Below are 13,217 nucleotides of genomic sequence, written 5' to 3' on the forward strand. Positions count from 1 at the left end.
AAGAGTCTCGCCGTTCATGTTTTGAAGACCGTTTGATGATAACCATAAAAAAGGGGCTTTCGCCCCTTTCTGCAACTCCCCAACAACTCATCAATGGTTACGGATGTAGTCGTCCATATCGGTTTTCAGGTTATCGGATTTTGTACCGAAAATTGCCTGAACACCGGAACCTGCCACAACAACACCTGCTGCGCCCAGTTTTTTCAGGCCAGCCTGATCAACTTTAGCCACATCGCCTACGCTAACGCGCAAACGAGTGATGCATGCATCCAGGTTAGTGATGTTTTCTTTACCACCAAACGCGCTAACCAGTGCAGCAGCCATTTCGGTGCTGTCCTGCGAAACTTGCTCAGATGAGCTATCTTCACGGCCCGGCGTTTTCAGGTTCAGCTTAGTAATCAGAACGCGGAAAATGGTGTAGTAAATCAACGCATAGCACAGACCCACAATCGGGAACAGCCACAGGTTGCTACCGTTGCCGCTCAGTACCACAAAGTCGATCAGACCGTGAGAGAAGCTTGTACCATCACGCATACCCAACAGGATACAGATTGGGAACGCCAGACCCGCCAGAATCGCATGGATCACATACAGGATCGGCGCAACAAACATGAATGAGAACTCAATTGGCTCAGTGATACCCGTCAGGAACGAGGTCAGTGCCGCAGAGATCATGATACCGCCCACTTTCGCGCGGTTTTCTGGTTTAGCCGAATGCCAGATAGCAATCGCCGCCGCTGGCAGACCGTACATTTTGAACAGGAAGCCGCCGGACAATTTACCCGCAGTTGGGTCACCCGCGATGTAACGTGGGATATCACCGTGGAAAACCTGGCCAGCCGCATTGGTGAATTCACCCACTTGCATCTGGAAAGGTACGTTCCAGATATGGTGCAGACCAAACGGTACCAGAGAACGTTCAACGACACCGTAAATACCGAATGCCAACGTCGGGTTCTCATTCGCTGCCCAGTGAGAGAATACCTGGATAGCACTACCGACCGGTGGCCATATGAAAGACAACACCGTACCGATAATGATTGCCGTCAGACCCGAAATAATCGGTACAAAGCGTTTACCGGCAAAGAAGCCCAGATACTCAGGCAGTTGGATGCGGTAGAAGCGGTTAAACATATACGCGGCAATCGAACCGGCAATGATCCCGCCCAGAACACCGGTATCTGCCAAGTGCTTCGCAGTAATCTCGGCAGCCGGTAGATTAAGAACTATCGGCGCAATCGCCGCCATGGTTTTCACCATGATGCCGTAAGCCACCACCGCCGCCAGTGCGGAAACACCGTCATTGTTGGTGAAGCCCAGGGCAACACCGATAGCAAAAATCAGCGGCATGTTGGCAAATACCGAGTCACCAGCCTGTGCCATGACGCTGGAGACAATTTCAGGTAACCAGCTAAAATTGGCCGAACCGACACCCAGCAGAATACCTGCGATAGGGAGTACGGATACGGGCAGCATTAGCGACTTACCTACTTTTTGCAGGTTTGCGAATGCATTCTTGAACATAATTGAGTGTGCTCCTGAGTAATAGTGCTTTTACTTCTGATACTTCATCTATAAGCAAAGGTGGGGAGGATGGCCTTTGCGAGTTGGGGTGTCTTAGCCCCCTTTAATTTTTACGCAGAGTAAAATAAATAGCGTTCACAATGTTTGATTGCTATCACGTTTCCACAAGCCAACAGGCTGAGAACGAACAGATATTGCACTTTTTTGTGATATATCGCTAAAAAACACGCCCCCCTGAAGAGGAAAAACCTGATCAAGGGGATTATGTGTCGCTATTAATTACACGGGTAAAAAAAACTCGGCTATTCTCAGCCACTATTGTGCTGTGGTCAACCGAGCCGGATCGATGTGAAACAGGCGGGAAAAGTTTTCTGTCGTGGCAGCCGCGAGGGTTTCCAGCGATGTACCTTTCACTACGGCAAGGTATTCCGCGACATCACGCACATACGCAGGCTGGTTTTCCTGACCTCGGAATGGGACAGGCGCTAACCAAGGGGAATCTGTCTCAATCAACATCCTATCCAGCGGTACGTAGCGCGCTACGTCACGCAATTCCTCTGCATTACGAAACGTCACGATCCCAGAAAATGAGATGTAGAACCCCATATCCAGCAAGGCTTTTGCCGTGATCAAATCTTCCGTAAAGCAGTGTAGAACGCCACTGCATTTCTCCGCGTGTTCGTCACGCAGAATTGCCAGCGTATCTTCACGGGCAGCTCGCGTATGCACGATGACTGGCTTATTCAGGTCATTGCCAATCCGAATATGTTCGCGAAACGATTCCTGCTGTTGGACTTTCGTTTCCTGCTGATAGAAATAGTCCAACCCCGTTTCCCCCATTGCCACCACGCGACTGGCGCTGGCTAGCTCACGCAGTTCGGCATAATCATAGGGGGCTTCCTGATTGAGGGGATGAACACCGCAGGAAAACGCCACGTTATCACGCTCTCCGATCAACTCCACCATGGCACGATAGCCGGGCAGCGTTGTCGCCACCGCCAGAAGGAAACCGACATCGCGGCGTTTCGCTTTCTCCAGCACGTCGGAGACGTCTTTATGCAATGACTGATAATCCAGACCGTCAAGATGACAGTGGGAATCCACTAACAACATGATATTTACTCGATAGTAATTAAACAGAAAATGGATGGCTGTCGCGCTTAACCGATGAAGCAAGCGTGCGTTCGCCATCAAGAAGGCGTTCCGTTAACAGCAGTTCACGATTCACACCGGTGACAGTCAGCAATTTTTGTCGGCAAGCCAGCCACTGTTGCAGTTCATACTGTAAGTGCGCAGAAGGTTCGAGCGCCAGACGCTCAACCAGTTCGATCTGATCCTGATTCACCAGATGCTCACGGGCTCCCTGTTGCCATTTCATTGCATCCAGCAGTAGCGCGGCCAGCCAGTGAATACGTGCATCCGCATCGTCATGATTCAGTTGTGCTATCAACGAAAACTGGTCCCGTGAAGTCATCGCAGCAGAAAATGTTTGGCACAGCACGCTCCGCTGCTTCCAACGTTCTGGCTGCAATAATGCTTCGGCAGCGAGCGGCGCGCCCGATTGCAATCTCAATGCCGTACGCAATGCCTTACTATCATGACGATGGCGCGTATTCAGCCACAAGATACTCTGCGTCTCATTCGGCACATCCAGATAGTGATACAGGCAACGACTGCGTAAGGTTGCTAACAACCGAGCCGGCTCACGGCAACCCAATAAAAAGAAGGTATTTTGTGGGGGTTCTTCCAGCGTTTTCAGCAGTGCGTTCGCTGCGGCTTCTGTCAGTTGCTCAGCGGAAGCCAGCCAGATCACTTTTGCTCCGCCCTGTCGGGAGTGTTGGTATACTTTTTCCACGACGTCACGCACCGGATCGACACCCAGACTGTGCTTGCCTTTCTCCGGGCTCAGCACATGCCAATCTGGGTGCGTTCCCGCAGTCATCAAATTACAAGAATGGCACTGGCCGCAGCTTTTCATTCCGTCAGGTCGCTTGCAGATTAGCCAGCGACTCAGCGCATAAATAAGCGATTCATCACCCATGCCCGGCAGCGCATGCAGCAACACCGCATGGTGGCCTCTGCCTGCCTGATATTGACTGATAAGCTGCCGATAAGAGGCATTCAGCCACGGATACCAATCCATCAGTACTGTACCTGTACGACAGGCTGCAATCCTTGTTGCTGCAACCACTGCTGTAACGCGGCCTGAATATCCGCACTGACGGCATCAATAGATTGTGAAGCATCGATCGTCAGGATGCTGTCATCCTCCGCCGCCAACGCCTGATAGCGGGTACGTGTGCGATCAAAGAAAGCCAGCGACTCTTGCTCGATTCTATCCAGTTCGCCGCGTTGACGCGCACGCTGCAAACCGATGGCTGGCGGCAAATCAAGATAGAGCGTCAGGTCCGGACGAAAATTACCCAGCACGGTATCGCGCAGTGAGCGCAGCAGTTGCTGATCGATCCCACGTCCACCGCCCTGATAAGCCTGCGAAGAGAGATCGTGGCGATCGCCGATAACCCATTTCCCATCTGCCAATGCAGGTTTGATGACATTATCCACCAATTGAACTCTGGCCGCGTAGAGCATCAAAACTTCCGCTTTGTCGGTGACCTTCTCATCGGCCATACCTTGCTTGATGAGTTCACGTAGCTTCTCCGCCAACGGTGTACCGCCGGGCTCTCGCGTGAACAGCACCTCTTTCACACCATGTGATCGCAGCGTTTCCACAACAATATTGCGCGCCGTGGTCTTCCCTGCGCCTTCCAATCCTTCAATGACGATAAATTTACTGTTCATCCCGTTCCTTTAACGCTGAGCGGTATACCTTTACAGCACGATTATGGTCTGCAAGGTTAGTGGTAAAACTGTGTCCGCCTTTTCCATCCGCCACGAAATACAGATACGACGTTTTAGCAGGATGTGCAGCCGCATCCAATGACGCTTTCCCCGGCATCGCGATCGGCGTCGGCGGTAAGCCGGTGATGACATAAGTATTGTAAGGCGTCGGCGTATCTAATGCTTTACGGGTTATCACACCTTTATAGTCATCCCCCATGCCATAAATCACCGTGGGATCAGTTTGCAACCGCATACCAAGCCGTAAGCGATTGATAAAAACGGAAGCGACCTGCGTGCGTTCTTCATTGATTGCCGTTTCTTTTTCAATGATTGACGCCATCGTCAGCAACTCGTCAGGGGTCTTGTAGGGTAAGCCTTCTTCACGCCCTTTCCATACGTCATCCACCGTTTTTTTCATACGCTGATGCGCACGCTGTAACAGGGCGCTATCGCTCGTACCGGCCGTGTATGAATACGTGTCAGGATAAAACCAACCTTCCGGGTTCGCCTTATCGTTGATTTCCAACTGAGTGGCGATGTCCTGTTCGGTTTTATCGGCCAGCGCATGCTTGATATAAGGTGCCTGCTGTAATGTGACAATCCACTCTTTTAGACGTGAACCTTCAACAAAGCGGATGGTAAATTGCGCTTCCTTGCCGCTGGACAGTAAGGCCAACATCTCGCGTACGGTCATTCCCGTCGTAAAGCGATACGTACCTGCCTTGAATTTTGCCAATTCAGGCTCGATACGCAGCAGCCACGGAAAAAACGCACCATCAGTAATAATTTTTTGATCGAGAAGCAGCGTTTCCAGCCCTTCTCTTCCCGTACCGGCCGGAAGCGTGAAAATAGTTTCTTTTTCGATAGCCAATGGAGAACCAGCAAAACGCTGCATTTTCTGCCACGCTACCAGCAACATCAGAACAACAGCGGCGATAATCAGCAAACCAATTTTCTTTTTTTTCATAAATCAACCATCTACTAGCAGTCAGAACTCAGGAATTGATAAAGCTCTCGGGAGTGGTAACGCCAGACATGCGCCTGATTCACGGGGACTATCGGCATTAATGCGTTACAAATCAGCACTTCATCCGCGTCAGCCAATGTGTCTACTGATTCACTGACGATCTGGAGATCGAAGTCAGAATCTGCCAGCAAGGCAATCATATGCTGTCGCGCAACGCCATCCACACCTGATTGAGATAAATCCGGCGTATAGACACGATGATCCTTACGCCAGAATAAATTAGCGGCACAGCATTCCACTAGCGCACCAGAGGTGTCAAGCACGAGGGTCTCATCGGCTGGGGTCTGGTCAAGATGTGCACGAATTAACACTTGTTCAAGCCGATTCAGATGCTTGATTCCCGCCAACAGCGGGTTTTTAGCTAACGCCACAGGGCTCAAATTCAGGCTAATACCCTGCTCACGCCAGACGGCATACTGCGCAGGATAATCTGCCTGCATGACTATTCGGGTTGGCTGCACACAACCTTGCGCACTATAACCACGCCCGCCGACGCCACGCGTTAGCATGACTTTCACTACGCCGCTCGATCGTCCCTGCGCTGCGCTTATCATTTCAACGTGCAGATCTTCCCAGTCAACGGCAGGAAATAATAAGCGCGTAGCAGCCTGTTGCAGTCGTGCGATATGTCGATCGAGCCAGACAATCTCGCCATCACATATTCTGGCGGTCGTAAAACAGCCGTCACCATACTGTGTACCCCGATCGAGTACCGAGAGCTGTTCCTGTAACTGACCATTAATCCACAGCATAATAAGCTCCACGTCATTCATCGCCGTCAGCTTGCCAGTAAAGCGGCATCGTAGACAAGCAGGTGTGTCTGATTTTATTCAGGCAAAAAAAAACCCGGAAACCGGGTTTTTTATGACGCTATTGCAATCAAACTTTACGGAAGATCAGAGAACCGTTGGTTCCACCGAAACCGAAAGAGTTGCAGAGTACGTATTCCAGATTGCTGACCTGACGCGCCTCATGCGGCACAAAATCCAGATCGCAGCCTTCATCTGGATTATCCAAGTTGAGCGTTGGCGGAACAGCCTGATCGCGCAGAGCAAGAATACTGAAGATTGACTCCACCGCGCCTGCTGCACCCAACAAGTGACCCGTCATGGATTTTGTCGAGCTAACCAGTACACGACTGGCGTCCGCACCAAACACGGATTTCACGGCCTGTGTCTCAGCTTTATCACCCGCAGGCGTAGAAGTGCCATGCGCGTTGATATAACCGATCTGGCTCGTTGACACACCAGCATCACGCAGTGCGTTCTCCATCGCCAGCGCGGCGCCTGAACCGTCCTCCGGCGGAGACGTCATATGATACGCATCGCTGCTCATGCCAAACCCAACAATTTCTGCATAGATTTTCGCACCGCGCTTTTTCGCGTGTTCATACTCTTCCAGCACCATGAGGCCAGCGCCGTCGCCCAGTACAAAACCATCACGATCTTTATCCCACGGACGGCTTGCCGCCTGAGGATCGTCATTGCGCGTAGACAATGCACGAGCGGCACCGAATCCACCGACGCCTAATGGCGTACTGGCTTTTTCTGCACCACCGGCCAACATCACATCCGCATCGTTGTAGGCAATGATACGTGCGGCATGGCCAATATTATGCACGCCAGACGTACAGGCAGTAGCGATAGAAATGCTGGGGCCACGCAGTCCGAACATGATAGTAAGATGCCCAGCCACCATATTGACGATGGTTGACGGTACGAAGAACGGGCTGATTTTACGCGTGCCACCGTTCACCAGCGCAGTGTGGTTCTCTTCAATAAGACCCAGACCGCCGATGCCGGAACCAATCGCCGCACCGATACGCGGAGCGTTTTCTTCCGTTACTTCCAAACCGGAGTCCTGCATAGCCTGAACGCCAGCAGCAACACCATATTGAATAAAGGCATCCATTTTGCGTGCTTCTTTACGCGAAATGAATTCCTCAGAATTAAAATTCTTTACTAAGCCAGCAAAACGCGTTGCGTAGGCACTAGTATCGAAATGGTCGATCAGGCTGATACCACTCTGACCGGCAAGAAGAGCACTCCAGGTAGACTCAACTGTATTGCCGACAGGAGATAACATGCCCAGTCCGGTCACAACTACTCGACGCTTAGACACGCTTATCCTCCAGGGAGGGAAAAAAAAGACACTGCGGGACAAAAAAACTTAGGCGGTCGAATGACCGCCTAGATATGTTCGCTTACTGCTGGTTAGCCTGAATGAAATCAATGGCTGCCTGAACAGTCGTGATTTTTTCAGCTTCTTCGTCTGGAATCTCAGTATCAAACTCTTCTTCCAGAGCCATTACCAGCTCAACAGTGTCAAGAGAATCAGCGCCGAGGTCATCAACGAAAGAAGCATTGTTTACGACTTCTTCCTGCTTAACACCAAGCTGTTCAACGATGATTTTCTTAACGCGTTCTTCGATAGTGCTCATACTCTTAAATTTCCTATCAAAACTCGCTTTCGCGATGGTTTTCGTAGTGTATAAAATGTTTGAAAAGATGCAACAAAATCTCGGCTGGTCGAACCACGATTTTGTGCTATTTTGCGGTTATCACCGCAAATAAAGCAAATAGTTTTCGAGCTTTTTAGATCATATACATGCCGCCGTTGACATGCAATGTTTCGCCAGTAATGTAAGCAGCTTCATCAGAGGCTAAAAATACAACAGCACTGGCGATTTCTTTAGCATCACCGAGTCGGTTAGCTGGAACCGACGTCAAAATGCCTGCTCGCTGTTCTTCTGTCAATGCCTGAGTCATATCTGTTTCGATAAAACCAGGCGCGACCACGTTGACCGTAATACCACGAGAAGCCACTTCACGCGCGAGGGATTTGCTGAACCCAATCAGCCCCGCCTTCGCTGCCGCGTAGTTAGCTTGTCCTGCATTGCCCATCGTTCCCACAACGGAACCGATGGTAATGATACGGCCAAAACGTTTCTTCATCATGGCACGCATAACTGCTTTAGACATACGGAATACCGAGGTCAAATTGGTATCCAGAATATCGTGCCATTCATCATCTTTCATACGCATCAGCAGGTTATCACGGGTGATACCCGCGTTATTGATAAGAATATCAATTTCCCCGAATTCTGCGCGAATTTCTGCTAACACGCTTTCTACTGATGCTGCATCAGCAACATTCAGCATATAACCTTTACCGTTCTCACCCAGCCAGCTGCTAATGGCTTCAGCACCTTTTTCGCTGGTTGCAGTACCAATGACTTTTGCCCCGCGAGCAACCAACGTCTCGGCGATGGCACGCCCTATACCACGGCTTGCACCGGTAACCAGTGCAATTTTCCCCTCAAAACTCATTGTCTTCTCCGCTCTTATTTCTCAATCGCCGCTGATAGAGAAGCAGGATCGTTCACCGCAGCTGCTGTCAGGGTATCGACGATTCGTTTGGTTAAGCCAGTCAATACTTTACCCGGCCCGACTTCTAATAGTGACTCAACGCCCTGAGAGGCCATGAATTCAACACAGTCAGTCCAACGTACTGGGCAATGAAGTTGTCGCACCAGCGCATTGCGAATCGCTTCTGGTGTGGTTTCGATACTTGCATCTACATTATTTACAACTGGGATGACCGGAGAATTAAATGTCACGGATTCCAGTGCCACAGAAAGCTTCTTCGCAGCGGGCTCCATCAACGCGCAGTGTGACGGTACGCTGACAGGCAAAGGCAACGCGCGCTTCGCGCCAGCAGCTTTACACGCAGCACCAGCACGCTCAACGGCATCTTTATTACCCGCAATCACTACCTGCCCCGGTGAGTTGAAGTTTACCGGCGATACCACCTGCCCCTGCGCGGATTCTTCACACGCTTTGGCAATCGCATCGTTATCGAGGCCGATAATGGCATACATCGCACCAGTGCCTTCAGGCACCGCTTCTTGCATCAGTTTGCCACGCAATTCAACCAGACGAACAGTCTGTTGGAAATCCAGAACACCCGCACAAACCAGTGCAGAATACTCACCGAGGCTATGACCAGACATCAACGCAGGAGTTTTTCCTCCCTGCTGCTGCCAGGCACGCCAGATAGCAACAGAAGCGGTCAGTAACACAGGCTGTGTCTGCCAGGTTTTATTCAACTCTTCAGCTGGCCCTTGCTGGGTAAGCTGCCACAAGTCATAACCTAACACTTCGGAAGCTTGAGCAAACGTTTCGGTAACGACCGGGTATTCTGCTGCAAGTTCAGCCAACATCCCTACCGTCTGCGATCCCTGACCGGGAAACACCATTGCAAATTGCGTCATATCACAATCCTGTTTAATTAAAAGCGAACCAGCGCGGAACCCCAAGTAAAGCCACCACCGAAGGCTTCAAGCAGCACCAGTTGTCCTGGTTTAATACGCCCATCGCGTACCGCTTCATCAAGCGCTGAAGGCACGGAAGCCGCAGAGGTATTACCATGACGATCCAGCGTCACAACCACTTTGTCCATCCCCATGCCCAGCTTTTTCGCCGTGGCACTGATGATACGCAGGTTAGCCTGATGAGGCACCAGCCAGTCTAATTCACTTTTGTCCAGTTGAGCCGCTTGCAGCGTTTCTTCAACAATGTGTGCCAGTTCAGTCACAGCCACTTTAAAGACTTCATTACCCGCCATCGTCAGATAAGCAGGCTTATCAGTATGGTTACGATCCTGATGAGGCAACGTCAACAACTCGCCATAGCGGCCATCGGCATGAAGATGGGTGGAAAGAATACCCGGTTGCTCTGATGTTGTTAACAACACGGCACCCGCACCATCACCAAACAGAATAAGCGTACCGCGATCTTCAGGATCCAATGTACGAGACAACGTATCGGAACCGATCACCAGTGCGTATTTCACCGCACCGCTTTTAACGTATTGATCGGCAACGCTCAGCGCATAGGTAAAACCCGCGCAGGCAGCAGCCAGATCGAAAGCAATCGTATCTTTGATCCCTAATAACTGCTGAACCTGACAGGCTGAGCTAGGGAAAGCATGGCTTGATGATGTTGTAGCAACAATTAGAAGGCCGACTTCAGAAGCATCGACATTCGCCATCTCCAGCGCTTTCTGCGCGGCACGGTATCCCATGGTCGCAACGTTTTCATCCGGCGCAGCAATACGGCGCTCACGGATTCCAGTACGTGTGACGATCCATTCGTCCGTCGTTTCCACCATTTTTTCTAAATCAGCGTTCGTCCTGATTTCTTCAGGCAGATAGCTGCCTGTTCCGATTATTTTTGTATACATGTACGCTTAGTCACTCTTGGGTAATACTGCTTCTAGACGAGCGGCAATCCGCTCGGGAAGCTGCCGCCGTACCGTCTGCATTGCCTGTTCAATAGCAACCGCAAACGCTCTCTGGTTTGCTGCGCCATGGCTTTTGATTACAGTTCCCCGCAATCCTAGCAGGCATGCGCCATTATATTGATCGGGATTCAAATGACCGAAACGCTTTGATAAGCGTTTTTGTAACAAACGTCCCAGCCATTTCAACCACCAGGATCGCTTTTGTTTTTGCTCTGGGCCTGAAGCAGGAGACTTCAGCAGTGACAGGAACATCCTTACCACGCCTTCCACCGTTTTCAGTGTGACATTACCCACAAAGCCGTCACAGACCATCACATCCGTTTTTCCCGTCAGCAGATCGTTGCCTTCCAGATAACCGATATAATTTATTGATGGTGTCTCTTTTAGCTGTGCCGCTGCTTCACGGATAGTACTCAGCCCTTTGTTTTCTTCTTCACCGATATTCAACAACGCGACCCGAGGATTCGTCAGTTCCAGCACTTCTTCTGCCATCACTGAGCCCATCACAGCAAACTGAACCAACATTGTGCTGTCGCATTCAACATTAGCCCCCAGATCCAACACAACTGTCTTTCCGTGCTGCTGGTGAGGTAATACCGACACCAATGCAGGTCGCTCAATGCCTTCAAGTGGCTTAATCAGGAGCTTAGCCAGTCCCATAAGCGCACCCGTATTGCCTGCACTCACACAGGCCTGTGCCCTACCGTCTTTAATCAACTCAAGCGCGATGCGCATTGAGGTACCACGGCTCGCACGAATAGCCTGCGACGGCCTCGCATCACTAGCAATAACCGACTCCGCCGGAACAACTTCTAAGCGAGAGAGTAAATCAGAATCGACTTTGGCAAGTAATGGAGTAATCGCAGCAGGATCGCCGACTAATAGCAAATTGAGTGCTGGATTAGAAGCCAGTGCCTGCAATGCAGCAGGCACTGTTACGCAGGGACCAAAATCCCCGCCCATCGCATCTAACGCCAGAGTTAGGCGTGTCAAGGTATTGCCTTGCAAATAATTCGCAAGAATTACTTGGCAATGACCTTGCGACCGCGGTAGTAACCATCCGCAGTGATGTGGTGACGCAGGTGAGTTTCGCCAGAAACTTTATCTACGGATACAGAAGAGGTAGTCAGCGCATCATGTGAACGACGCATACCACGTTTGGAACGGCTAGGTTTGTTTTGTTGTACGGCCATGGACCTTACTCCTTAATTACTTATGCTTTAAACTGGCTAATACGGCAAACGGATTTGGTTTTTCCGCCTCTGCAGGCAGTTGACCAAAAACCATGTCCGCTTCGGACACTTCACAGTGTTCAGAATCATGTACCGGGGCGATAGGCAACATCAGAATAATTTCATCCTCAATCATTGCCAGCAGATCGACTTCGCCAAACTCATCAACGCCGATCGGCTCATACGCTCCCGGTAACGCTTCGGCCTGCTCATCATTGACGACCGGGCTGAAACAGAATGTCGCATGGACCTGATGTTCAAACGTCTTTCCGCAACGCTGACACATCAGTGTCACCGCAACGTCAGCGTTACCGTCAATCACAGCCAGACGCTGATTATCAATATTGAAAGATAAAGAGGCCTGAACATCACTATCCACACTCACCACTGACTCGGCAATACGCTCTACTTGTTCAGACGAATAGATACCAACGTAATCTAAACGTTTCTGAGCAGTACGGACCGCGTCAAGGGTTAAGGGTAATTTTACCTTTTGCATAGGGCGCGCATATTAACGTCGTAACGACATAGAGTCAAAGAAAAAGGCAGTTATACACCGCCCTTCACCAATATTCGCTTCCAGAGCGGCACACAGTTTAAAATGCCTTTCATCATTACGCTACGGTTTATCAAAAAATTATGCAGCAGATCGTTCTCGCCTCAACTTCGCCTTACCGTAAAGCCTTATTGGAAAAGCTGACGGTCCCCTTTGTCTGCGCGTCGCCAGACATCGATGAAACCCCTCGCATTGGCGAAAACGCCATCGATCTCGTGATCCGTCTTGCTGAAAGCAAAGCACGAGCGCTGGCCACACACTACACCAATCATTTGATTATTGGTTCCGATCAAGTTTGCGTACTGGGGAATTCCATTACGGGAAAACCGCATAATAAGATTAACGCAACACGGCAATTACAGCAGGCCAGCGGAAAATGCGTTTCCTTCTTTACCGGTTTAGCGCTTTTTAATAGCGCAACCCAATCAATACAGAGCATCGCAGAGCCCTTTGATGTGTATTTTCGTACACTAACGGAAGCTGAAATTGACGGCTATCTGGAGAAAGAGCAGCCATGGAACTGCGCGGGGAGTTTTAAAAGCGAAGGGTTGGGTATTACCCTCTTTGAACGGTTATCTGGTCGAGATCCAAATACGCTCATTGGATTGCCGCTGATCGCGCTAACACAGATGCTACAAAAGGAAGGTTTGAATCCATTGACAGTGAGAAATGAATAGGGATAGCCCGATGAAGCGCTATCCCGATAGATAAAAGCATATAGATATGAGTG

The 13,217-nt window shown here is 50.4% G+C and carries 15 protein-coding genes; 1 reads left to right on the plus strand and 14 read right to left on the minus strand.

The features are described from left to right. Window positions 1-90: 90 nt before the first annotated feature. From ptsG to yceD, 14 genes are all read right to left on the minus strand, one after another. Window positions 91-1,524, minus strand: a complete 1,434-nt coding sequence (gene ptsG, locus DCX48_04740) for a PTS glucose transporter subunit IIBC (protein QXE13875.1) — start codon at window positions 1,522-1,524, stop codon at window positions 91-93. A gap of 315 nt (window positions 1,525-1,839) precedes the next feature. Beyond that, window positions 1,840-2,637, minus strand: coding sequence for a metal-dependent hydrolase (locus DCX48_04745; GenBank protein ID QXE17151.1), 798 nt, complete (start codon window positions 2,635-2,637; stop codon window positions 1,840-1,842). Window positions 2,638-2,656: 19 nt separating this feature from the next. Next, complete coding sequence (locus tag DCX48_04750; GenBank protein ID QXE13876.1) at window positions 2,657-3,667, minus strand: DNA polymerase III subunit delta'; 1,011 nt, start codon at window positions 3,665-3,667, stop codon at window positions 2,657-2,659. After that, the gene (locus DCX48_04755; protein ID QXE13877.1) at window positions 3,667-4,326 is read right to left on the minus strand and encodes a dTMP kinase; all 660 of its coding nucleotides are present in this window, start codon (window positions 4,324-4,326) and stop codon (window positions 3,667-3,669) included. The genes DCX48_04750 and DCX48_04755 overlap by 1 nt, the downstream gene beginning before the upstream one ends. After that, a complete protein-coding gene (mltG, locus tag DCX48_04760) occupies window positions 4,316-5,335 on the minus strand; it encodes an endolytic transglycosylase MltG (GenBank protein ID QXE13878.1) in 1,020 nt (339 codons plus the stop codon). The genes DCX48_04755 and mltG overlap by 11 nt, the downstream gene beginning before the upstream one ends. A 14-nt stretch (window positions 5,336-5,349) precedes the next feature. Then, window positions 5,350-6,147, minus strand: coding sequence for an aminodeoxychorismate lyase (locus DCX48_04765; GenBank protein QXE13879.1), 798 nt, complete (start codon window positions 6,145-6,147; stop codon window positions 5,350-5,352). Between the two features lie 127 nt (window positions 6,148-6,274). Then, window positions 6,275-7,516, minus strand: coding sequence for a beta-ketoacyl-ACP synthase II (gene fabF / locus DCX48_04770; GenBank protein QXE13880.1), 1,242 nt, complete (start codon window positions 7,514-7,516; stop codon window positions 6,275-6,277). 82 nt (window positions 7,517-7,598) lie between these two features. Continuing rightward, window positions 7,599-7,835, minus strand: a complete 237-nt coding sequence (locus tag DCX48_04775) for an acyl carrier protein (GenBank protein ID QXE13881.1) — start codon at window positions 7,833-7,835, stop codon at window positions 7,599-7,601. A 154-nt stretch (window positions 7,836-7,989) separates the two neighbouring features. After that, window positions 7,990-8,724: a 3-oxoacyl-ACP reductase FabG gene (gene fabG / locus DCX48_04780; protein QXE13882.1), complete on the minus strand. Its 735-nt coding sequence runs from the start codon at window positions 8,722-8,724 to the stop codon at window positions 7,990-7,992. 14 nt (window positions 8,725-8,738) lie between these two features. Then, window positions 8,739-9,668 (minus strand): [acyl-carrier-protein] S-malonyltransferase, encoded by a 930-nt coding sequence (gene fabD, locus DCX48_04785; protein QXE13883.1) that lies wholly within the window; start codon window positions 9,666-9,668, stop codon window positions 8,739-8,741. A gap of 17 nt (window positions 9,669-9,685) precedes the next feature. Further along, window positions 9,686-10,639, minus strand: a complete 954-nt coding sequence (locus tag DCX48_04790; GenBank protein ID QXE13884.1) for a ketoacyl-ACP synthase III — start codon at window positions 10,637-10,639, stop codon at window positions 9,686-9,688. A 6-nt stretch (window positions 10,640-10,645) separates the two neighbouring features. Further along, window positions 10,646-11,692, minus strand: a complete 1,047-nt coding sequence (plsX, locus tag DCX48_04795; GenBank protein ID QXE13885.1) for a phosphate acyltransferase PlsX — start codon at window positions 11,690-11,692, stop codon at window positions 10,646-10,648. 29 nt (window positions 11,693-11,721) lie between these two features. Continuing rightward, complete coding sequence (locus DCX48_04800) at window positions 11,722-11,892, minus strand: 50S ribosomal protein L32 (GenBank protein QXE13886.1); 171 nt, start codon at window positions 11,890-11,892, stop codon at window positions 11,722-11,724. A 16-nt stretch (window positions 11,893-11,908) separates the two neighbouring features. Then, window positions 11,909-12,430 (minus strand): 23S rRNA accumulation protein YceD, encoded by a 522-nt coding sequence (yceD, locus tag DCX48_04805; GenBank protein ID QXE13887.1) that lies wholly within the window; start codon window positions 12,428-12,430, stop codon window positions 11,909-11,911. Between the two features lie 140 nt (window positions 12,431-12,570). Between yceD and DCX48_04810 the strand changes: the two genes are divergently transcribed. Continuing rightward, window positions 12,571-13,164 (plus strand): septum formation inhibitor Maf, encoded by a 594-nt coding sequence (locus DCX48_04810; protein QXE13888.1) that lies wholly within the window; start codon window positions 12,571-12,573, stop codon window positions 13,162-13,164. The last annotated feature ends 53 nt before the right edge of the window (window positions 13,165-13,217 follow it).

This window comes from Pectobacterium atrosepticum, from assembly GCA_019056595.1.
Lineage (GTDB): Bacteria > Pseudomonadota > Gammaproteobacteria > Enterobacterales > Enterobacteriaceae > Pectobacterium > Pectobacterium atrosepticum.